This window comes from Rhizobium sophoriradicis, from assembly GCF_025200795.1.
In the GTDB taxonomy this organism is placed as follows: domain Bacteria; phylum Pseudomonadota; class Alphaproteobacteria; order Rhizobiales; family Rhizobiaceae; genus Rhizobium; species Rhizobium sophoriradicis.
This window is the reverse complement of sequence record NZ_CP104152.1, coordinates 2,673,401-2,694,533: the sequence shown is the minus strand read 5'-3', so window position 1 is coordinate 2,694,533 and position 21,133 is coordinate 2,673,401. Positions and strand designations below refer to the sequence as shown.

General features: G+C 62.8%; 17 protein-coding genes. 16 read left to right on the top strand and 1 reads right to left on the bottom strand.

Annotated features, from left to right (window positions below):
- Nucleotide 1: 1 nt before the first annotated feature.
- From ftsL to murB, 10 genes are read left to right on the top strand one after another with little or no spacing between them, the layout of a single operon-like run.
- Nucleotides 2-526 (top strand): cell division protein FtsL, encoded by a 525-nt coding sequence (gene ftsL / locus N2597_RS13430; RefSeq protein ID WP_096763383.1) that lies wholly within the window; start codon nt 2-4, stop codon nt 524-526.
- Nucleotides 526-2,283 carry a peptidoglycan D,D-transpeptidase FtsI family protein gene (locus N2597_RS13425; protein ID WP_077993030.1) on the top strand — a complete coding sequence of 586 codons (1,758 nt, stop codon included), beginning with the start codon at nt 526-528 and terminating at the stop codon, nt 2,281-2,283. Before ftsL ends, N2597_RS13425 begins: the two co-directional genes overlap by 1 nt.
- Nucleotides 2,284-2,289: 6 nt before the next feature.
- Entirely contained in the window at nt 2,290-3,810 is a 1,521-nt protein-coding gene (locus tag N2597_RS13420) for a UDP-N-acetylmuramoyl-L-alanyl-D-glutamate--2,6-diaminopimelate ligase (protein WP_170961439.1), read from the top strand.
- Complete coding sequence (locus N2597_RS13415; RefSeq protein WP_077993029.1) at nt 3,807-5,246, top strand: UDP-N-acetylmuramoylalanyl-D-glutamyl-2,6-diaminopimelate--D-alanyl-D-alanine ligase; 1,440 nt, start codon at nt 3,807-3,809, stop codon at nt 5,244-5,246. Before N2597_RS13420 ends, N2597_RS13415 begins: the two co-directional genes overlap by 4 nt.
- 21 nt (nt 5,247-5,267) lie before the next feature.
- Nucleotides 5,268-6,368: a phospho-N-acetylmuramoyl-pentapeptide-transferase gene (mraY, locus tag N2597_RS13410; protein ID WP_038690133.1), complete on the top strand. Its 1,101-nt coding sequence runs from the start codon at nt 5,268-5,270 to the stop codon at nt 6,366-6,368.
- A gap of 7 nt (nt 6,369-6,375) precedes the next feature.
- Nucleotides 6,376-7,788, top strand: a complete 1,413-nt coding sequence (gene murD / locus N2597_RS13405; RefSeq protein ID WP_183597211.1) for a UDP-N-acetylmuramoyl-L-alanine--D-glutamate ligase — start codon at nt 6,376-6,378, stop codon at nt 7,786-7,788.
- 1 nt (nt 7,789) lies between these two features.
- Nucleotides 7,790-8,944 (top strand): putative lipid II flippase FtsW, encoded by a 1,155-nt coding sequence (gene ftsW / locus N2597_RS13400; protein ID WP_038690129.1) that lies wholly within the window; start codon nt 7,790-7,792, stop codon nt 8,942-8,944.
- Between the two features lie 4 nt (nt 8,945-8,948).
- Nucleotides 8,949-10,073: an undecaprenyldiphospho-muramoylpentapeptide beta-N-acetylglucosaminyltransferase gene (murG, locus tag N2597_RS13395; RefSeq protein ID WP_038690127.1), complete on the top strand. Its 1,125-nt coding sequence runs from the start codon at nt 8,949-8,951 to the stop codon at nt 10,071-10,073.
- The gene (murC, locus tag N2597_RS13390) at nt 10,070-11,485 is read left to right on the top strand and encodes a UDP-N-acetylmuramate--L-alanine ligase (RefSeq protein WP_038690125.1); all 1,416 of its coding nucleotides are present in this window, start codon (nt 10,070-10,072) and stop codon (nt 11,483-11,485) included. Before murG ends, murC begins: the two co-directional genes overlap by 4 nt.
- Nucleotides 11,482-12,456, top strand: a complete 975-nt coding sequence (murB, locus tag N2597_RS13385; protein WP_038690123.1) for a UDP-N-acetylmuramate dehydrogenase — start codon at nt 11,482-11,484, stop codon at nt 12,454-12,456. Before murC ends, murB begins: the two co-directional genes overlap by 4 nt.
- Before the next feature lie 3 nt (nt 12,457-12,459).
- Here the strand turns inward: murB and N2597_RS13380 are convergent, their stop codons facing one another.
- Complete coding sequence (locus N2597_RS13380) at nt 12,460-13,389, bottom strand: UDP-glucose 4-epimerase family protein (RefSeq protein ID WP_183597213.1); 930 nt, start codon at nt 13,387-13,389, stop codon at nt 12,460-12,462.
- A gap of 424 nt (nt 13,390-13,813) precedes the next feature.
- On the opposite strand from N2597_RS13380, the gene N2597_RS13375 reads away from it, so the two are divergent.
- The 6 genes from N2597_RS13375 to N2597_RS13350 all read left to right on the top strand — a co-directional run bounded on the left by N2597_RS13375 (nt 13,814) and on the right by N2597_RS13350 (nt 21,132).
- Nucleotides 13,814-14,740 carry a D-alanine--D-alanine ligase gene (locus N2597_RS13375; protein ID WP_183597215.1) on the top strand — a complete coding sequence of 309 codons (927 nt, stop codon included), beginning with the start codon at nt 13,814-13,816 and terminating at the stop codon, nt 14,738-14,740.
- The gene (locus N2597_RS13370) at nt 14,728-15,660 is read left to right on the top strand and encodes a cell division protein FtsQ/DivIB (protein ID WP_106795407.1); all 933 of its coding nucleotides are present in this window, start codon (nt 14,728-14,730) and stop codon (nt 15,658-15,660) included. The genes N2597_RS13375 and N2597_RS13370 overlap by 13 nt, the downstream gene beginning before the upstream one ends.
- Nucleotides 15,657-16,988 carry a cell division protein FtsA gene (ftsA, locus tag N2597_RS13365; protein WP_183597217.1) on the top strand — a complete coding sequence of 444 codons (1,332 nt, stop codon included), beginning with the start codon at nt 15,657-15,659 and terminating at the stop codon, nt 16,986-16,988. The genes N2597_RS13370 and ftsA overlap by 4 nt, the downstream gene beginning before the upstream one ends.
- 56 nt (nt 16,989-17,044) lie before the next feature.
- Nucleotides 17,045-18,775: a cell division protein FtsZ gene (gene ftsZ, locus N2597_RS13360; RefSeq protein ID WP_038690117.1), complete on the top strand. Its 1,731-nt coding sequence runs from the start codon at nt 17,045-17,047 to the stop codon at nt 18,773-18,775.
- Between the two features lie 262 nt (nt 18,776-19,037).
- Nucleotides 19,038-19,994: a UDP-3-O-acyl-N-acetylglucosamine deacetylase gene (gene lpxC, locus N2597_RS13355; protein WP_038690115.1), complete on the top strand. Its 957-nt coding sequence runs from the start codon at nt 19,038-19,040 to the stop codon at nt 19,992-19,994.
- 268 nt (nt 19,995-20,262) lie between these two features.
- Nucleotides 20,263-21,132, top strand: coding sequence for an outer membrane protein assembly factor BamD (locus N2597_RS13350; protein WP_170961440.1), 870 nt, complete (start codon nt 20,263-20,265; stop codon nt 21,130-21,132).
- Nucleotide 21,133 lies beyond the last annotated feature (1 nt).

Genomic DNA, 21,133 nt, shown 5'->3' with positions numbered 1-21,133 from the left:
TATGCTGAAGACGTTCGATCTCGTGCTCATCGGCTTCATGACGGCAGCTGCCGCCGTCACCTACACGATCAAGCATCGCGCCGAATTGAAGCTCGATGAGGTTCACCGCCTCGAAGCCGAGATCAAGCTCGAGAAGGATACGATCGACCTTCTCAAGGCCGACTGGGCACTGCAATCGCAGCCGAACCGGCTGGAGCGGCTGGTCAATGCCTATAATGCCGAGCTGCAGCTGCAGCCGACGGAATCGACGGCGCTCGTGCATGCCAAGGAGTTGCCGATGCTGAAATCGGAGGTTCCCGTACCTGATGTGACGGAGGCCAAGGCCAGCGCCAAAGGCGCGACCGGGGCCAGCGCTAAGGGCGCGACCGAGGCCAGCGCCAAGGGCGCGACCGTAGCCAGCGCCAAGGGTGCCGGCGGTGCTGCCAAAGCGCAGCCCGTTCCGACGCCCGCCCCGCGCGGCGGCGTCGAGCAGCACGGTGTCGTTGAGGATGAGGCAGACGAGATCGAAACGGGGTCGGTGGAATAATGTCGTTTCTTTCCCGCATCATGGTCCTGAAGAGCCAGGCGCATTTCTCCGCCGGCGTCTATAACCGTTTCGGCGGCCCCTCCGCCGGTCTGGCGATCGAGGGGTCGCGCAAGAAAAAATCCGGGCAGGCGAAAAGCCGCGTCGGTCTGCTGATCTTGGGTTTCATGGGCGTCTACGCCGTCATCGGTGGCCGCCTCGTCGAATATGCGATGAAGGATCAGGAGGTCGTCTCCAGCATCCTGCCGCCCGACCGGCTGATGGCTTCGCGCCCCGATATCCTCGACCGCAACGGCGAGGTGCTGGCGACCGATATCCGCACCGTCTCGCTGTTTGCCGAGCCGAACAAGATCGTCGACGTCGACGAGGCTGTGGAGAAGCTTTCGAGCGTCCTGCCCGAACTCGACGTCAGGGACACCTATAAGAAGCTCTCGGTCAAGACCTCGCATTTCGCCTGGCTGCGCCGGCAGCTGACGCCGAAGCAGCAGAGCCAGATCCTGGCGCTCGGCATTCCCGGCATCGGCTTCCGGCCGGAGAAGCGCCGCTTCTATCCCGGCGGACCGACCGCCGCGCACATTCTCGGCTACGTCAACATCGACAACCGCGGTGTCGCCGGCATGGAGAAATATATCGACGACCAGGGGCTTGCCGATCTCGCCTCGGTCGGTATGACCAGCGACCAGCCGCTGGAGCCGGTGCGGCTTTCGATCGATCTGCGCGTGCAGAACATCGTTCGCGATGCGGTCATCAACGCCGTCAACAATTTCCAGTCCAAGGGCGCAGGCGCTGCCGTCATCGACGTCCATACCGGGGAAGTGCTCGGCATGGCATCGGCGCCGGACTTCGATCCGAACAATCCGCAGGAGGGCGCCAAGGAAGGCTGGCTCAACCGAATGACCAACGGCACCTTCGAAATGGGATCGACCTTCAAGACCTTTTCGCTGGCGATGGCGCTCGACAGCGGCAAGGTGAAGATGACCGACACATTCGATGCCAGCAAGTCGATCTATATCGGTGGCTTCACCATCCATGACTTTCACGGGCAGCGCCGCTGGCTGACCGTGCCTGAGATTTTCCAGTATTCGTCGAACATCGGCACGGCGCGCGTCATCGACATCGTCGGCATCGATTCGCAGAAGGATTATCTGACCAAGCTCGGCCTGCTGACGAAAATGCAGACCGAGCTTCCGGAAGTGAAGATGCCGAGCCAGCCGCGCGTCTGGAAGAAGATCAATTCGATCACGATTTCCTTCGGCCACGGCGTCTCGACGACGGCGCTGCAGACCGGCGTGGCGGCCGCCGCCCTCGTCAACGGCGGCAAGCTAATCGAGCCGACATTCCTGCCGCGCACGCGCGAACAAGCCGACCAGATCGCCACGCAGGTCCTCAAGAAGTCGACCAGCGACGCCGTCCGCTATCTCCTCGATTTCAACGGCTACAAGGGTTCCGGGCGCGTGGCCCGCGTACCCGGCTTCGGCGTCGGCAGCAAGACGGGTACGGCCGACAAGGTGGTGAACGGTCGGTATTCCTCGTCGCTGAACTTCAATTCCTTCATTGCCGCCTTCCCGATCGACAATCCCCGATATGCCGTGATCACCTTCTGCGACGAGCCGAAGACAGGCGAAAAGCAATATGGCGGAACGCTCTCCGCCGGTACGGCCGGTCCCATCGCCCGTGATATCATCCGTCGCGCCGCCCCCATTCTCGGCATCGAGCCGAAATTTGGGGAGGGCGGATCGGCCTTGCTGGTGTCTTATTGAGCGTGAATGAATATCGGCGCCGATTCGCGAGGGGTGAACCGGCTTCAAGAGAGAAAAGTGCATTCGATGAAATTGCGAGACCTGGCCGGAGATCAGTTTCCGGAACTTGAAGCACAGCTCGAAGGCCCAGCAGGCCTGCTTAATATTTCAGGCCTGTCTTCGGACAGCCGTCATGTGGCGCCGGGCAACGCCTTCGTCGCGGTCGCCGGCACAAAGGCGGACGGCGCGGGCTTCATCGTCGATGCCGCCGGCCGAGGCGCTGCCGTCGCGATCGCCTCCCAGCCGGTCGATGCTTCCATTCCGGTGCTTGCGGTCAAGGAGCCGCGTCGCTTCCTTTCGATCGCCGCCGCGCGGTTCTACGGCAGGCAGCCCGAGACCATGGTCGCCGTCACCGGCACGGCGGGCAAGACCTCCGTCGCCTCGTTCACCCGTCAGATCTGGGCGCATGCAGGCCATGCGGCCGCGATGATCGGCACAACGGGCGTGGTTTCGCCGACGCGCAACGAATATGGCGCATTGACGACGCCCGATCCGGTGTCGTTGCACAAGCTTCTGGCTGAACTTGCCGACGAAGGCGTCACGCATGCGTCGATGGAGGCTTCCAGCCACGGTCTCGACCAGTGCCGGCTTGACGGCGTCAAGCTCGCCGCCGCCGCCTTCACCAATCTCGGCCGCGACCACATGGACTATCATCCGACCGTCGAGGCCTATATGGCCGCCAAGATGCGGCTGTTCGACACGCTGCTGCCGAAGGGTGCGCCGGCGGTGATCTTTGCCGACGACCCCTGGTCGGCCCAAGCGATCAAGGCTGCGGCCGATGCCGGACATGATGTCCGTACCGTCGGGCGCAAGGGCGATTACCTCACGCTCAAACGCGTCGAGCATTTCCGCCACAAACAGATGGCGGAGATCCATATCGGCGACGAGATCTTCGAGGTGGATATTCCGCTGGCCGGCGATTTCCAGGTCGCCAACGCACTAGTCGCGGCGGGGCTTGCCATGTCGACCGGCGTCGAGCCGAAAGTTGCGATGGCTGCGCTCGAAAAACTCGTCGGCGCCTCCGGCCGTCTCGAGCTCGTCGGCCATACGAAAGATGGCGCGCTCGCCTATGTCGATTATGCCCATAAGCCGGATGCGCTGGAAAATGTGCTGAGCTCGGTCCGACCCTTCACCACGGGCCGCGTCGTCGTCGTGTTCGGCTGCGGCGGCGACCGCGACCGCGGCAAGCGGCCGATCATGGGCGAAATCGCCTGCCGGCTTGCCGATGTGGTCATCGTCACCGACGACAATCCGCGCTCGGAAGAGCCGGCCTCAATCCGGGCGGAGATCATGGCAGCCGCGCCTTGCGCCGCGGAAATCGCCGATCGCGCCATCGCCATCCGCGAGGCGGTCGCCATGCTGACATCGGGCGATACGCTGATCGTCGCCGGCAAGGGGCATGAGGAAGGGCAGACGATCGGGAGCGTCACACTGCCGTTCTCCGATCATGCGGAGGTGCGCAAGGCGTTGGAGGAACTGAAATCTTGAGCTGGCTCTGGACCACCGAAGACATGATCGCAGCGATGGCGGGGCGCCCTTTCGGCACGCTGCCCGAAGGCATCACCGGCATTTCCATCGACAGCCGCTCGATCAGCCCGGGCGAAGCCTTCTTCGCGATCAAGGGTGACCGCGTCGACGGTCACGACTACGCGTCAATGGCGATGGCGAACGGCGCCTCCCTGCTTGTCGTCAGTGAGGCGAGGCTTCCGGCCATGGGCCGCTTGACGGTGCCGATGATCGTCGTGGAAGACGTGCTCGCGGCTCTTGGCAAGCTTGGCCTTGCCTCGCGCGAGCGCTCGCGGGCCCGGATCATCGCGGTGACGGGATCGGTCGGCAAGACCACCACCAAGGAAATGCTGCGGCAGGTGCTGTCGCCTTCCGGCAAGGTGCACGCGTCTGTTGCTTCCTTCAACAATCATTGGGGCGTTCCTCTGACGCTGGCGCGCATGCCTGGCGACACGGATTATGGTGTCTTCGAAGTCGGCATGAATCATCCGGGCGAGATCCGGCCGCTGGTGTCGATGATCCGCCCCGACGTCGCCGTCATCACGACAATCGCGCCGGCTCATCTCGGCAATTTCAAGAACATCAAGGAGATCGCCGCCGCCAAGGCCGAGATCTTCGAAGGGCTCGAATCCGGCGGTCATGTCGTGCTCAACCGCGACAACGACCAGTTCAATTTCCTCGACCGCACGGCGCAGTCGCTCGGCATCGAGCATATCCATTCCTTCGGCCAGCATGCGAAAGCCGAATTCCGGCTCGCGGAGTTCAACGGCTCGGACGAGAATTCGACTCTGTGGCTGACGATCGGCGGCGAGACGCTCGAGGTGGCGCTCGGCGCGCCGGGCCGGCACATCGCCGAAAATGCACTTGCCGCACTCGGTGTCGTCAGGATTGTCGGCGCCGACATCGAGAAGGCAATCGCAGCGCTTGCGACGCTGAAGCCGGAAAAGGGCAGGGGCAAGCGCCACCGGCTCTCGATTGGCGGCGGCAACGGCAGCTTTACGCTGATCGACGAGAGCTACAACGCCAACCCGGCCTCAATGCGCGCGGCGATCGCGCTGCTGGCGGCTGCCGAGCCGACCGGCCGCGGCCGCCGCATCGCCGTGCTCGGCGACATGCTCGAAATGGGCGAGTATGCCGAGAAGGTTCACACCGATCTCGCCGGGCCGCTGCTTGCGGCCGGCATCGAACATGTCTGGCTCGCAGGCGCCGACATGGCCGCGCTGAAGGAATCATTGCCGGAAAGCGTCCATGTCGAGTATCGCGAAAAGACCAGCGAATTGACGGATTATGTACTGAACTCGGTCGCGCCAGGCGACGTGTTGATGGTGAAATCGTCTCTGGGCATCGGTTTCGGCAAGATCGTCGCCGCGCTTCTTGACAAGTTCCCGGCATTTTCCGACACGCAACGCGAACGTTGACCGGGTAACAAGGGGCCCTGAATGCTGATCTGGCTTGTCGAACTGTCGGAATATTTCAAATTTCTGAACCTGTTCAGATATATTACCTTCCGCACGGGCGCCGCTCTCTTCACCTCCGCATTGATCGTGTTCCTGTTTGGGCCGACCATCATCAATTCGCTGCGCATCCGGCAGGGCAAGGGTCAGCCGATCCGCGCAGACGGGCCGCAGACGCATTTCAAGAAGGCTGGCACGCCGACCATGGGCGGGCTGATGATCCTGGCCGGCATTGTCGGCGCGTCGCTGCTCTGGGCCGATCTTTCCAACGTCTATGTCGTTGCCACGCTGCTGGTGACGCTCGGCTTCGGCGCCATCGGCTTCTATGACGATTATCTCAAGGTGACGAAGCAGAGCCACATGGGCTTTTCCGGCAAGGCCCGTCTCGGCATCGAGTTCATCATCGCCGGCATCGCCGTCTACTTCATGATGCGCACCGCCCTTGCCTCGGGGAGCGCCGGCTCGACCTTCGGCTCCTCGATCGCCTTTCCCTTCTTCAAGGACTTCCTGATCAATCTCGGCATCATGTTCGTGGTGTTCGGCGGCTTCGTCATCGTCGGCGCCGGCAATGCCGTTAACCTGACCGACGGCCTGGATGGGCTCGCCATCGTGCCTGTGATGATCGCCGCCGCCTCCTTCGGCGTCATCGCCTATCTCGCCGGCAACGTCGTGTTTGCGAACTACCTGCAGATCAATTTCGTGCCCGGCACCGGCGAGCTTGCCGTCGTGCTCGGCGCCGTCATCGGGGCGGGCCTCGGCTTCCTCTGGTTCAATGCGCCGCCGGCCGCCATCTTCATGGGCGACACCGGGTCGCTGGCGCTCGGCGGCACGATCGGCACCGTCGCCGTCGCCACCAAACACGAGATCGTCATGGCGATCATCGGCGGCCTCTTCGTCATGGAGACGCTCTCGGTCATCATCCAGGTCGGCTTCTTCAAGATGACCGGCCGGCGCGTCTTCCTGATGGCGCCGATCCACCATCACTTCGAGAAGAAGGGCTGGACCGAGAGCCAGGTGGTGATCCGCTTCTGGATCATCGCGGTCGGCCTTGCCATGCTCGGCCTCTCGACGCTGAAGCTCCGGTGAGGCGGCGATGATCCCGGTCACGACGCTGAAAGACAGGAAGGTCGCGCTTTTCGGGCTCGGCGGCTCCGGTTTTGCTACCGCGCGCGCGCTGATCTTGGGCGGCGCCCATGTGACCGCCTGGGACGACAACCCTGACAGCGTCGCCAAGGCCGCGGCAGAAGGCATCCGCACCGAGGATCTGCATACGATCGAGTGGAGCCAGCAGGCGCTCTTCGTGCTTTCGCCCGGCGTGCCGCTCACCCATCCGAAGCCGCACTGGACGGTCGATCTGGCGCGCGGCGCCGGCGTCGACATCGTGGGCGACGTCGAGCTCTTCGTGCGCGAGCGTCGCGCCCATGCACCGGACTGCCCGTTCATCGCCATCACAGGCACCAACGGCAAGTCGACGACGACGGCGCTGATTGCCCACATCCTGAAATCATCAGGCTACGACACGCAGCTCGGCGGCAATATCGGCACGGCGGTGCTGACGCTCGACCCGCCGAAGGCGGGGCGTTATTTCGTCGTCGAATGCTCGTCCTACCAGATCGATCTGGCGCCGACGCTGAACCCCTCGGCCGGCATTCTGCTCAACCTGACGCCCGACCACCTCGACCGTCACGGCACGATGCAGCACTATGCTGACGTCAAGGAACGGCTGGTCGCCGGCAGCGATGTCGCGGTCGTCGGCGTCGACGACAGCCATTCGGCGGTGATTGCAGACCGTATCGAGCGGGCAGGTGTCAAGGTGGTCCGCATCTCGCGCCGCAACGTGGTGGCCGAGGGCATCTATGCCGAGGGCACGAAACTCATTCAGGCCGCCGGCGGCACCATGTTGCCCTTCGTCGATCTCGACGGTATTCAGACGCTGCGCGGCAGCCACAATGCGCAAAACGCCGCGGCTGCGGTCGCCGCCTGCCTTGCCGTCGGGGTTTCCGCCGACGACATCCGCGTCGGCCTTGCTTCGTTCCCCGGTCTCAAACATCGCATGCAGCCGGTCGGCAGACGCGGCCGTGTCGTCTTCGTCAACGATTCCAAGGCCACCAATGCCGATGCAGCGGCGCCGGCGCTTTCGAGCTATGATCGCATCTACTGGATCGCCGGCGGCCTGCCGAAATCTGGCGGCATCACGACGCTCGCTCCCTATTTCCCGCGCATCGCCAAGGCCTATCTGATCGGCGAGGCGGCGGCGGAATTCGCCGCCACACTCGGCGAGGCCGTTCCCTACGAAATTTCGGGAACGCTGGAGCGCGCAGTCGCGCATGCCGCAGCCGACGCGGATCGCGACGAGGCGGCTGCTTCGGCCGTGATGTTATCCCCGGCTTGCGCAAGCTTCGACCAGTATAAGAACTTCGAAGTCAGGGGCGATGCCTTCGTCAGCCACGTGGCGGCACTTGACGGAATGACGATGCTGATCGGTCCTGTAGCAGGAGAGAAATGACATGGTAAGCCGCGCGGAACGTGGGCCTCTGGCCGATTGGTTCTGGACCATCGACCGCTTCTTCCTGGCGATGTTCATCTTCCTGATGGGCATCGGCTTCATGCTGTCCTTCGCGGCATCTCCCGCGGTCGCCGAGCGCATCGGGCTCGAGCCTTTCCACTTCGTCAAGCGCCACGCGGCCTTCATGATCCCTTCGATCGCCGTCATGCTGGGCCTATCGTTCCTGACGCCGCGCCAGGTGCGGCGAACCGCGATCCTGCTGCTGATCATTTCGCTCGCCATGATGGTGCTGGTGCTGTTCGTCGGGCAGGAGGTCAAGGGCGGCAGGCGCTGGATCTGGATCGCCGGCCTATCCATCCAGCCCTCGGAATTCATGAAGCCTGCCTTCGTCGTCGTTTGCGCCTGGCTGTTTGCCGAACATGCGCGCCAGCCTGAAATTCCCGGCAATCTCTTCGCTATCATTCTGTTCGGCATCGTCGCGGCACTTCTCGTCGCACAGCCGGACCTCGGCCAGACCATCCTGACGACGGCCGTCTGGGGCGGGATGTTCTTCATGGCCGGCATGCCCTGGATCTGGATCGTGCTACTCGGTATCGGCGGCGCCGGAGGCCTGCTCAGCGCCTATTACGTCTTTCCGCACGTTGCCGGCCGAATAGACAAGTTCATGACCGGCGAGGGCGACACCTTCCAGATCGACACAGCGCGTGAGGCGATCATCCGCGGCAGCTGGTTCGGCCAGGGGCCGGGCGAAGGCATCGTCAAGCGCATCATCCCCGACGCTCATACCGACTTCATCTTTTCGGTCGCGGCCGAAGAATTCGGTATCGTCTTCTGCATTGCGCTCGTCGCCCTGTTTACCGTGCTGGTGCTGCGCGGCTTGTCGCATGCATATCGCGAACGCAATGATTTCAACCGTTTTGCCGTCGCCGGCCTGGTATTGCAGCTTGGGATCCAGTCGATCATCAACATAGGCGTCAACCTCGAGCTGCTGCCGGCAAAAGGCATGACGCTGCCGCTGATTTCCTACGGCGGCTCGTCCATGGTGGCGATCTGCGTCACCGCCGGTTTCATTCTGGCGCTGACGCGCCATCGTCCGGAAAAACGTGCGCAGGAGCGGAGCCTTTTCCGCGTCCCGCACGGCATGCCGGCGGAGTAAGCGTATGAGCAAAGGCATCGTGCTGCTTGCCGCCGGGGGAACCGGCGGCCATGTGTTCCCGGCGGAGGCGCTGGCCTTCAAGCTGAAGGAGCGCGGCTATTCGGTGCATCTCGTCACCGACAGCCGGGCCGAGCGTTATGCCGGCAAGTTCCCCGCCGAGGAGATCCACGTTGTACCGTCGGCGACGATCGGTTCGAAGAACCCTGTCGCCGTCGCCCGCTCGCTGTGGACCCTCTGGAGCGGCATGCGGGCGGCCAAGAAGCTGATCCAGCGGCTAAAGCCCGTTATCGTGGTCGGTTTCGGCGGTTACCCCACCGTGCCGCCGCTGCTGGCCGCCACGCGGCTCGGTATTGCCTCGATGCTGCATGAGCAGAATGCCGTCATGGGGCGCGCCAACAAGGCGCTGGCCCCACGCGTCAAGGCGATTGCCGGCGGCTTTCTGCAGGAAAGCGGCGATGTTATTTCCGACAAGACGGTTGCGACCGGCAATCCGGTGCGTCCTGCGATCCTTGCCGCGGCCGAACAGCCGTATCAGCCTTCCCAGCCCGGCGAGCCGTTCAATCTCGTCGTCTTCGGCGGCAGCCAGGGCGCGCAGTATTTCTCCAAGGCCATGCCAACGGCAATCAGCCTGCTCGACGACGGGCTGCGGGCGCGGCTCAGGGTGACCCAGCAGGTTCGGCCGGAGGACATGGAGATGGTTCGCGGCTGTGTGGCGCAGCTGCAGATGGGTGCGGATATCGCGCCGTTTTTCAACGACATGGCTGAGCGTCTTGCCAAAGCGCATCTGGTAATCTGCCGCTCCGGCGCTTCCACGGTTTCGGAAATCTCCGTCATCGGCCGTCCGGCCATCCTGGTGCCCTATCCGCATGCGCTCGATCATGATCAGGCGGCGAACGCCGCCGCACTGGCTGCGACCGGCGGCGCCAAGGTGATCGCTCAGTCCGAGCTTTCGCCTGAACGCATCGCCTCTATACTGAGCCATGTGATGAACGATCCGGAAAAGCTGTCGCACATGGCGGCGGCTGCGAAGCTTGCCGGGAAACCGGATGCGGCGAACTTGCTTGCCGACATGGTTGAGGCTATTGCCGCCGGCAAGACAGTCTCAGAATTCAAGAGGACACGCGCATGAAACTGCCGAAGGCGATCGGTCTCGTCCATTTCATCGGCATTGGCGGCATCGGGATGAGCGGCATTGCCGAGGTGCTGCACAATCTCGGCCATAAGGTGCAGGGATCGGACCAGGCCGACAGCGCCAATGTCCAGCGCCTGCGCGACAAGGGCATCGAAGTCTTCGTCGGCCATCGGGCTGAAAATCTGGGTGATGCCGAAGTCGTCGTCGTCTCGACGGCGATCAAGAAGAGCAATCCGGAACTTATCGCCGCCCGTGAAAAGCTGCTGCCGGTGGTGCGCCGCGCCGAAATGCTTGCCGAGCTGATGCGCTTCCGCAATGCGATTGCCATCGGCGGCACCCACGGCAAGACGACGACGACCTCGCTGGTGGCGACCCTGCTCGAGGCCGGCGGGCTCGACCCGACCGTCATCAACGGCGGCATCATCAACGCCTACGGCACCAATGCCCGCATGGGCGAGGGCGAGTGGATGGTGGTCGAGGCCGACGAATCGGACGGCACCTTCCTGAAGCTTCCGGCAGATGTCGCCGTCATCACCAATATCGATCCCGAACATCTTGATCATTACGGCAATTTCGATGCCGTGCGCGCCGCCTTCCGGCAGTTCGTCGAGAACGTGCCGTTTTACGGTTTTGGCGTCATGTGCCTCGACCATCCCGAGGTGCAGTCGCTGGTCGGCCGCATCGAGGACCGCAAGATCATCACCTATGGCGAGAACCCACAGGCCGACGTGCGCTTCAAGAATGTGCGCATCGACGGTACGCGCTCGATTTTCGATGTCGAGATCCGCCGCCGCCGCACCGGCCAGGTGACCGAGCTCAAGGGGCTGGTCATGCCGATGCCTGGGCGGCACAATATTTCCAACGCGACCGCGGCGATCGCCGTTGCCAACCGGCTCGGCATATCGAGCGCCGACATTGCCAAGGGGCTTGCCTCCTTCGGCGGCGTCAAGCGCCGCTTCACCTTGACGGGCGAATGGAACGGGGTGCAGATCTTCGACGATTACGGCCACCATCCGGTGGAGATCAAGGCGGTGCTGCGCGCCGCCCGCGAAGCCTGTAAGGGCCGCATCATCGCCGTTCACCAGCCGCACCGCTACAGCCGCCTCGCAAGCCTGTTCGAGGAATTCGCTGCCTGCTTCAACGATGCCGACAGCATTTTGCTGGCGCCCGTCTATGCTGCGGGCGAGGATGCGATCGAAGGCGTCGACTCCACGTCGCTCGTCTCCCGCATCAAATCCGGCGGCCATCGCGACGCCCGCTTCCTGTCTTCGGCCGAGCTTCTGCCTGAGATGGTTGCAGAGGTTGCAAAGCCTGGTGATTTCGTGGTTCTGTTGGGGGCTGGGAGCATCACATCCTGGGCAGCGGCACTGCCCAGACAACTGGAAGGCCTATCGGGAAAGTCCGCATGAAACAGGTGAATGGGGAAAAGCTTCTCGCGTCTCTCGGAGACGGTGTAAAGGATATCCGCGGTCGCATCACGCCGGATGCCCCCATGGACCGCGTCACCTGGTTCAGGGCCGGCGGGCTCGCCGAGCTGATGTTCCAGCCGCATGATGTCGACGATCTCATCGCCTTCCTGAAGATCCTGCCGGAAGAGGTGCCGCTGACGGTGATCGGCGTCGGCTCCAATATCCTGGTGCGCGACGGCGGCATTCCCGGCGTCGTGCTGCGCCTGTCCGCCAAGGGCTTCGGCTTCGTCGAGCTGGCCGGTGAAAACCGCATCCTTGCCGGCGCCATCTGCCCGGACAAGCATGTCGCGGCGATGGCGATGGACAACGGCATCGGCGGCTTCCATTTCTACTACGGCATTCCCGGCGCCATCGGCGGCGCGGCGCGCATGAATGCCGGCGCCAACGGGGTGGAGACGCGCGAGCGGCTGATCGAGGTCAACGCGGTCGACCGCAAGGGCAACAAGCATGTGCTTTCCAATGCCGAGATGGGCTATTCCTACCGGCATTCCGCAGCCCCTGCCGACCTTATCTTCACCTCGGTGCTGTTCGAGGGCTATCCAGAGGATCGCGCCCAGATCCGCGCCGAGATGGATGCCGTGCGCAATCATCGCGAGACGGTGCAGCCGGTGCGCGAGAAGACCGGCGGCTCGACCTTCAAGAACCCGCCCGGCCACTCGGCTTGGAAGCTGATCGACGAGGCGGGCTGCCGCGGCCTCGTCATCGGTGGCGCGCAGATGTCGTCGCTTCACTGCAACTTCATGATCAATATGGGGCAGGCGACCGGCTACGATCTCGAATATCTTGGCGAGCAGGTGCGCCGCGAGGTCTTCGAGAAAGATGGCATCAAGCTCGAATGGGAAATCAAGCGCCTCGGTGTCTTCATGCCCGGCCGCGAAGTGCGTCCGTTCCAGGGCGTCACTAGCGAATAACGGCTACTTCACCGCCAGTTTCAGGCCTTGGCGCGGCGTGACGACCGGCGTCCAGCCGAGAACCTTGCGTGCCTCGGATATGTCGACCTGCAGCGAACCGCAAAGGCGTTGATAGACGGCCTCCTTCCCGACAGCCTTCGCCGCCATGTGCAGCAATGCAGACGGGAAGGGGACCAGCATCGGCTTGACGCCGAGCCCCGCCGCGATTCCCCGGATGAGCTCCGGAGTCGACAGGTCCTCACCATCTCCAGCGAGGAAAATCCCGCCGTCGGCGGCCGGATGCGCCGCGCAGGTGATGATCAGATCGACGAGATTTTGCACAGCCACCAATGTGCGGCGGTTCTTCAGTGAAGCGAAGGGGAGCGGTATCCGCTTGCGGACGAGGCCGACAAGAAGGGCGAAGTTACCTCTTGCGCCAGGCCCATAGACCAGCGGCGGGCGGATGACGACGATTTCCATACCGGTGCGGGCGGCGATTTCGCGCAGACCGATTTCGCTTTCAAGCTTCGAAATGCCGTAAGGATCGATCGGCTTCGGCGTGTCGTTATGCCGGAACGGCCGATCGTTCTCTTCGCCATTGACCTTGATGGTGCTGACGAAGACGAATCTCTTCACGCCGGCGCGGGCCGCCTGTTCGGCAAGGTTGAGTGTGGCGGCGGTGTTGGTCCGGCGGAATTCCGCCAGCGGATCGGCTGCGCGGTCGTTCATGATGTGAACGCGGGCGGCAAGATGGAGGATGACGTCGACACCTGCAAGTGCCGCCGCCCAGTCGGTCCTGTCGGTTATGTCTATCGGAAAATGCCTGACATCATCAGGAAAGGCAGACGTTTGGGATCTGGTGGTGACCACCAGATCACAAATCTTCTCTGCGTGCAGCCGTTTGACAAGTGGACTACCGACGAAGCCGGCAGCGCCGGTGACGAGGCATCGCATGATCTTCTCCCTGCTCATCCATCGGCCTTGGCTAACCGGAAGTCAGACCCGCATCAATAAAAAAGCAGGGCGGACCGCATGCTGCGGCTCTCCGCATTAATCAATCCTGCGGGCGGCGGCCGTTAAGGGATGACATCTCGGTCCTTCGACTGAGCCATCGCGGGTCGGCGCGGCACCATATCTTGTTGAAGACACAGGATTTTTCGCCTCCGCTCCGGTCCACCCCCCGCTTGCGTCGGAATGGTGGCGAAATGAGCAAAAGGTAAAAGATCGCCAATTTCCGAGATGGAAGTTAACGAAAGTAAACACTTCATTAACCATAATGATGCTCTAATGCATGCAGATCGGACAAAGGCCCGGAACGGCGCAGACAGCTTCGCGCAAGCGTCGTTTTCAAAAGTGAAAGTTATTTTTGGGGGTGTTGATGAGTCGCAAGCATGTCGCTGTCCTGATGGGCGGATTTTCCTCGGAACGGCCCGTCAGCCTTTCCTCGGGAAAGGCTTGCGCAGCAGCCCTCGAAGCCGAAGGCTTCAAGGTGACGTGCATCGATGTCGCCCGCGACGTTTCCGAGAAGCTTGCGGCGCTGAAGCCCGATGTCGTCTTCAACGCGCTTCATGGGCCCTTTGGCGAGGATGGCACCATCCAGGGCATCCTCGAATATCTGGAAATTCCCTATACGCATTCGGGCGTGCTCGCCTCGGCGTTGGCGATGGACAAGGACAAGGCAAAGCTTGTCGCTGCCGCTGCCGGCATTCCGGTTGCCGAATCACAGGTCGTCAACCGTTTCGCCTTTCCTTCAGTGCATCCGATGAGGCCGCCCTATGTGGTGAAGCCGGTGCGCGAAGGGTCGAGCTTCGGCGTCGTCATCGTCACGGAAGATCAGGCGCATCCGCCGCAGGTCGTCAGCTCGCCCGAGTGGCGCTATGGCGAGGACGTTCTTGTCGAGCGCTATGTCTACGGCCGCGAACTGACCTGCGGGGTCATGGGCGAGACTGCGCTTGGCGTCACCGAGGTGGTGCCGCTGGGACACAATTTCTATGATTACGATTCCAAGTATGCGGTGGGCGGTTCAAAACACGTCATCCCGGCGAAAATTTCACCGAATATTTACCAAAAAATACAAACATTGGCCCTAAGGGCGCATCAGGCAATCGGTTGTCGCGGCGTCAGTCGGTCCGACTTTCGTTACGACGATCGTTTCTCCGAAGACGGCGAAATCATCTGGCTGGAGGTCAATACCCAGCCTGGCATGACTCCAACCTCGCTCGTGCCCGAAATGGCCGGTCATGCCGGTTATTCCTTTGGTGAATTTCTCCGGTGGATGGTGGAGGACGCGTCTTGTTTGCGTTGACGGTCAAGAGGATAGGGCGTCCCAGCCATCATGCTGTGCTTCCGACCGTGGAGGCCGAGGAGCGATTCGTCCTGCCGCGTCCACTGCGTCGCGTCACTCGTTTCCTGATTAGCCTCGGCGGCGGCCGCATCTATATCCCGGCCCATACGGGCACGGTTTCGGCGCTGGCTTTCTTAGGCGCGACCGGGCTTTACGGCATGTCGCTCGGCGGTCACACGGAAGCGGTAGCCCAGGCGACGACGACGGCCGCCGGTTTTGCGATCGAGGACGTCAAGGTCTCCGGCAATTCAGAAACTTCCGAAATCGAAATCCTGCAGCTGATCGGCCTCGACGGCACGACCTCGCTGGTCGCGCTCGACGTCGATGCCGCTCGCCGGAAGATCGCCCATCTTCCCTGGGTCGAAAGCGTCGAGGTCCGCAAGGTCTATCCGAAGACGATCGAGGTGAAGCTCAAGGAGCGCCAAGCCTATGCGATCTGGCAGCACGGGCAGGAGCTTTCGCTGATCGAAAAGAACGGCAGCGTCATCGCGCCGCTGCGCGACAACAAGTTTTCGTCGCTGCCGCTCGTCGTCGGCCGCGATGCGGAAACGGCTGCGGCTTCGCTCGACGAGGCCTTCTCGAAGTGGCCCGACGTGAAGGCCCGCGTGAAGGCCTATGTCTGGATATCGGGACGTCGCTGGGACCTGCACATGGATAACGGCGTCATCGTCAAGCTGCCGGAAGACGGCATCGATCAGGCGCTGGCCACACTTTCGAAGTTCGATGAGCAGCACCAGCTGCTGGAGCGCGACATCGCTGCGGTCGATCTGAGATTGCCGGACAGGACCGCGATCCAGCTGACGCCGGAAGCGGCGGTCCGCCGGCAGGCGGCGGTAACGGAGCGTACGAAGGAATTGAAGAAGTCGGGGCAGAATATATGAGCTTGTTCGGTTCATCCCATTTCGGACTGCCGCGCCTGAAGCCGCTCTCGTCGAAGCGGTCTCATATCGTTTCGGTGCTGGACATCGGCTCGACCAAGGTCGTCTGCATGATCGGCCGGCTGACGCCGCGCGAGGAAAGCCAGATCCTGCCGGGCCGCACGCACAATATCGAGATCATCGGCATCGGCCACCAGCGCTCCCGCGGCATCAAGACCGGCGTTATCGCCGACCTCGACGCGCTGGAAGGCGTCATCCGCCTCGCCGTCGATGCGGCCGAGCGCATGGCGGGGCTGACCGTCGAGAGCCTGATCGTCAACCTGACGGCCGGCCGCCTTGGCAGCGACATCTACACGGCGACGATCGATCTCGGCGGCCAGGAAGTCGAGCCCAACGATTTGAAGAAGGTACTGTCGGCCGCCTGCCAGCAATCGCTGCGCCAGGACCGTTCGGTGCTGCATTCGCTGGCGACGGGCTTCTCGCTCGACGGCGAGCGCGGTATCCGCGATCCGCTGGCGATGTATGGCGATGCGCTCGGCGTCGACATGCATGTGGTGACGGCAGAGCGCTCGGCGCTGAAGAACCTCGAGCTCAGCGTCAACCGCGCGCATCTTTCGGTCGAGGGCATTGTCGCGACGCCCTATGCATCCGGCCTTGCCGCTCTCGTCGATGACGAGGTCGAGCTCGGCTGCGCGGCGATCGACATGGGCGGCGGCACGACGACCATTTCGGTCTTTGCCGAAGGCAAGCTCGTACATACGGATGCCGTCGGCCTCGGCGGCCATCACGTCACCACAGACCTGGCGCGCGGCCTTTCGACTCGCATCGAGGATGCGGAGCGGCTGAAGGTCGTGCACGCCTCGGCACTTTCGAACTCCTCCGACGAGCGCGAGCTGATCTCGATCCCGCCGATCGGCGAGGATGATCGCGACCAGCCGTCGCAGGTGCCGCGGGCGCTGGTTTCGCGAATCGTGTCGGCGCGAATTGAAGAGACGATGGAACTGATCCGCGACCGGATCCAGCGCTCCGGCTTCAGCCCGATCGTCGGCAAGCGCGTCGTCTTGACCGGCGGTGCAAGCCAGCTGACCGGCCTCGCCGAAGTGGCGCGGCGCATCCTTGCCCGCAATGTCCGCATCGGCCGTCCGATGGGCGTTTCGGGATTGCCGACGGCGGCCAAGGGTCCGGCCTTTTCGACGGCCGTCGGCCTGATGATCTATCCGCAGGTCGCGGACATGGAGACACATGCGTCACAGAGCGGTCTGCTCATGTCGCTTGGGGGAAATAACAGCCGCATAGCCCGGATGGGCCAGTGGCTGAAGGAAAGCTTCTGAAATTTGAGTAATTGGCCGGCGTGGCGATGCGGCCAGAGAGAGAAGGAACAGGTACCATGACAATCAAGCTGCAAAAGCCTGACATCACAGAGCTGAAGCCGCGCATCACCGTGTTCGGCGTCGGCGGCGGTGGCGGCAACGCCGTCAACAACATGATCACCGCCGGCCTCCAGGGCGTCGACTTCGTCGTTGCCAACACGGATGCGCAGGCGCTGACGATGACGAAGGCCGAGCGTATCATCCAGCTCGGCGTCAACGTCACCGAAGGCCTCGGCGCCGGTTCGCAGCCGGAAGTCGGCCGCGCGGCTGCGGAAGAGTGCATCGACGAAATCGTCGATCACCTGAACGGCACGCATATGTGCTTCGTCACCGCCGGCATGGGCGGCGGTACCGGTACCGGTGCTGCTCCTGTTGTCGCGCAGGCCGCCCGTAACAAGGGTATCCTGACAGTCGGCGTCGTCACCAAGCCGTTCCATTTCGAAGGCGGCCGCCGCATGCGTCTCGCTGAGATGGGCATCCAGGAACTGCAGAAGTCTGTCGACACGCTGATCGTCATTCCGAACCAGAACCTCTTCCGCATTGCCAACGACAAGACGACCTTCGCCGACGCGTTCGCCATGGCCGACCAGGTTCTCTATTCGGGCGTTGCCTGCATCACCGACCTGATGGTGAAGGAAGGTCTCATCAACCTCGACTTCGCCGACGTCCGCTCGGTCATGCGCGAAATGGGCCGCGCGATGATGGGCACCGGCGAAGCCTCCGGCGCCGGCCGCGCACTGCAGGCCGCCGAAGCGGCGATCGCCAACCCGCTGCTCGACGAAACCTCGATGAAGGGCGCTCAGGGCCTGCTGATCTCGATCACCGGCGGTCGCGACCTTACGCTCTTCGAAGTCGATGAAGCCGCGACCCGTATCCGCGAGGAAGTCGATCCGGACGCCAACATCATCCTCGGCGCCACCTTCGACGAATCGCTCGAGGGCATCATCCGCGTCTCGGTCGTCGCGACCGGTATCGACCGGGCGATCAGCGAAGCCGCCGAGCGCAACTTCCAGCCGGCTGCCAAGCCCGCTATCCGTCCCTCCGCGGCTGTTGCTCCGGCAGCGGCCGCAGTTCAGCCTGCGCCGGTGATGCAGGCACCAAAGGCCATTGATCCGATCGCGCAGACCATCCGCGAAGCCGAGATGGAACGCGAGCTCGAAATCCCGGCCCCGCGTGCCGCCGCACCGCTTCAGCAGCCTGCTGCGCAGCAGGAAGTCTTCCGTCCGCAGAGCAAGATCTTCGCGCCTGCACCGGAGGCTCCGGCCATGCGTCCTCAGGTGCCGCAGCAGGCTCCGGCGCCGGTGATGAGCCAGCCGGTGATGAGCCAGCCCATCCAGCAGCAGCCCATCCAGCCGCAGCCGGTCCGGCAGGAGCCTGTCATTCGTCAGGCGCCCGAGCCGATGCGCATGCCGAAGGTCGAAGACTTCCCGCCGGTCGTCCAGGCCGAGCTCGACCACCGCACGCAGGCGGCTTCCGCGCATGGCCAGGAAGAGCGCGGCCCAATGGGTCTGCTCAAGCGAATCACCAATTCGCTGGGACGCCGCGACGATGACGCGGTTGCAGCCGACATGACTGCCGCACCGCCGGCTGCTTCGCAGCAGCGCCGTCCGCTGTCGCCGGAGGCAAGCCTCTACGCGCCGCGCCGCGGCAATCTCGACGATCAGGGTCGCGCGGTTCCGCAGGCCCGGATGATGCAGGAAGACGACCAGCTGGAAATCCCGGCATTCCTGCGCCGCCAGTCGAACTGAGATCGGGGCTTCGGCACCGTTCATGCCCGGGATCCAGGTCCCGGGCATTGCTGTTTTTCGGCTTCGGATTCTCCAGCGATTTCAATTGCGTGACTTCGTAACAATGCGAAAGAAACAGTGATTTGGATTGGGGGGCCGGCGCACGTAAGTATGGTGCAAGGAAACTGCCCTAGGAGACTCCTCAACGAGGCTCCTTCTGCAGAATGAATGATAACCGCGCCGTGGGTCAGATCACTGGAGCGGAAGAATAAAGGCAGATTTTATGGCAATTGGCTTGCTGGGTTTTCAAACGACGGTATCGCGTCCCGTGACGCTCTCGGGCATTGGGGTCCATTCGGGTGCTAATGTCTCGATCACGCTGAACCCGGCCGAATCGGACACCGGCGTCGTTTTCCAGCGCCTGCACGACAATGGCGACATCACCGAACTGAAGGCCGTCTCTTCGCAGGTCGGCAATACCGACCTCTGCACCGTGCTCGGCTTTTCACCGACGCATTCGGTTGCGACGATCGAACATGTCATGGCCGCCATCTATGCGCTCGGCCTCGACAATGTGGTGATCGAAGTGCAGGGCGCCGAAATGCCGATCATGGACGGCAGTTCGCTGCCTTTTGTCGAGGCGATCGAGCAGGTCGGTCTCGTCTCGCTCGGCGTCAAGCGCCGCTATATCCGCATCACCAAGCCGGTGCGAATTGAGCATGGCGGTTCCTGGAGCGAATTCCGTCCCTATGACGGCACACGCTTCGAAGTGGAAATCGATTTCGACTGCCCGCTGATCGGCCGGCAGAAATGGGCCGGCGACATGAGCGCCGCGGTCTTCAAGACCGAGCTTTCCCGCGCCCGCACCTTCGGCTTCATGCGCGATGTCGAGCGGCTCTGGGCTTCGGGCCATGCGCTCGGCTCGTCGCTCGAAAATTCCGTCGTCATCTCGGATGACAACACCGTCATCAACGTCGAAGGGCTGCGTTACGCCAAGGACGAGTTCGTCCGTCACAAGACGCTCGATGCCGTTGGCGACCTGTCGCTCGCTGGCGTCCAGTTTATCGGTTGCTACCGCTCCTACCGTGGCGGCCACAAGATGAACGCCAATGCGCTGAAGGCGCTGCTCGCCGATCCCTCCGCTTACGAAGTGGTCGAGACCTCGACGCCGCGCCAGCGCGTCGCTGCTCGGGAATTGATTGCCGTCAGCGCTGCGGAATTCGCTCCCTGGTCGGCATGACCTCCAGCCTATTCTCAAAGACCAGGCCGCCTCTTTCCCGGAGGCGGTTTTTTTATGTCGCCCGAGTTTGCGGCGATAGGCATTTTACGGCAGGTGCTTAGCTGCAACAGGTCGGCAAGAAGGTGAAAAGCCGGCATTTCCGGCCGCGGCTGCCACAAAAATGCGTTAATGCCTTATCATTGCGTTGCTCTCGATGCACATTTGTGGCTAGAAACGCCAGCGAGGCGTAGCTGCCGTGGAGCGAGCGGCGGCAGTGGGGTTCTTTCGAATGGCTTATGCAGGATCTGAAGGTATGATGAAGACAGCGCGCGCTTTGTTCGCATCGCTTCTGGTGCTCAGCGCAGGCGCCTCTATATCTGGTTGCCAGTCGGACCCCGATATCGACATCACCAAGCTCGGCCTGGAAACAGATCCGCCTGATGTGCTCTACACCCAGGGCCTTGCCAACATGAAGGCCGGCAACATGGCGGAAGCGGCGCGCAAGTTCGACGCCATCGACCGCGAGAACCCATTCTCCGAATGGGCGCGCAAGGCGCTTGTGATGAGCACCTTCGTCAAATACCGCCAGGGCAAGTTCGATGATGCGCTCGCGTCGGGCAACCGTTACATGGCGCAATATCCGAAGTCCCAGGATGCCGCTTACGTACAGTATCTCGTCGGCCTCACCTATTCCAAGCAGATCGTCGACGTGACGCAGGACCAGCGCGCCTCCGCCAAGACGATCGAAGCGATGCAGGCCGTCGTCGACAATTACCCGAACTCCGAATATGTCGACGATGCGCAGGCGAAAATCCGCTATGCGCGCGACCAGCTGGCCGGCAAGGAAATGCAGATCGGCCGCTATTATATGGAGCGGAAGGAATATCTCGCCGCGATTTCGCGCTTCCGCATCGTCGTCGAGAAATATCCGAATACGAACCAGATCGAAGAGGCGCTCGCCCGTCTCGTCGAGGCCTATTACGCGATGGGCATCGTCGACGAGGCGCAGACCGCGGCAGCCGTTCTTGGTCACAACTACCCCGACAGCCAGTGGTACGCCGATTCCTACAAGCTGCTGCAGACCGGTGGCGCCGAGCCGCGTGAAAACAAGGGCTCGTGGATCGCTGCGGCAGGCAAGAAACTCCTGCTTGGTTCATAAG

Excerpts from the sequence above, each read along its gene's own strand:
- ftsL (WP_096763383.1), top strand. The coding sequence starts at position 2 with ATGCTGAAGACGTTCGATCTCGTGCTCATCGGCTTCATGACGGCAGCT.
- N2597_RS13425 (WP_077993030.1), top strand. The coding sequence starts at position 526 with ATGTCGTTTCTTTCCCGCATCATGGTCCTGAAGAGCCAGGCGCATTTC.
- N2597_RS13420 (WP_170961439.1), top strand. The coding sequence starts at position 2,290 with ATGAATATCGGCGCCGATTCGCGAGGGGTGAACCGGCTTCAAGAGAGA.
- mraY (WP_038690133.1), top strand. The coding sequence starts at position 5,268 with ATGCTGATCTGGCTTGTCGAACTGTCGGAATATTTCAAATTTCTGAAC.
- murD (WP_183597211.1), top strand. The coding sequence starts at position 6,376 with ATGATCCCGGTCACGACGCTGAAAGACAGGAAGGTCGCGCTTTTCGGG.
- ftsW (WP_038690129.1), top strand. The coding sequence starts at position 7,790 with ATGGTAAGCCGCGCGGAACGTGGGCCTCTGGCCGATTGGTTCTGGACC.
- murG (WP_038690127.1), top strand. The coding sequence starts at position 8,949 with ATGAGCAAAGGCATCGTGCTGCTTGCCGCCGGGGGAACCGGCGGCCAT.
- murC (WP_038690125.1), top strand. The coding sequence starts at position 10,070 with ATGAAACTGCCGAAGGCGATCGGTCTCGTCCATTTCATCGGCATTGGC.
- murB (WP_038690123.1), top strand. The coding sequence starts at position 11,482 with ATGAAACAGGTGAATGGGGAAAAGCTTCTCGCGTCTCTCGGAGACGGT.
- N2597_RS13380 (WP_183597213.1), bottom strand. The coding sequence starts at position 13,389 with ATGCGATGCCTCGTCACCGGCGCTGCCGGCTTCGTCGGTAGTCCACTT.
- N2597_RS13375 (WP_183597215.1), top strand. The coding sequence starts at position 13,814 with ATGAGTCGCAAGCATGTCGCTGTCCTGATGGGCGGATTTTCCTCGGAA.
- ftsA (WP_183597217.1), top strand. The coding sequence starts at position 15,657 with ATGAGCTTGTTCGGTTCATCCCATTTCGGACTGCCGCGCCTGAAGCCG.
- ftsZ (WP_038690117.1), top strand. The coding sequence starts at position 17,045 with ATGACAATCAAGCTGCAAAAGCCTGACATCACAGAGCTGAAGCCGCGC.
- lpxC (WP_038690115.1), top strand. The coding sequence starts at position 19,038 with ATGGCAATTGGCTTGCTGGGTTTTCAAACGACGGTATCGCGTCCCGTG.
- N2597_RS13350 (WP_170961440.1), top strand. The coding sequence starts at position 20,263 with ATGGCTTATGCAGGATCTGAAGGTATGATGAAGACAGCGCGCGCTTTG.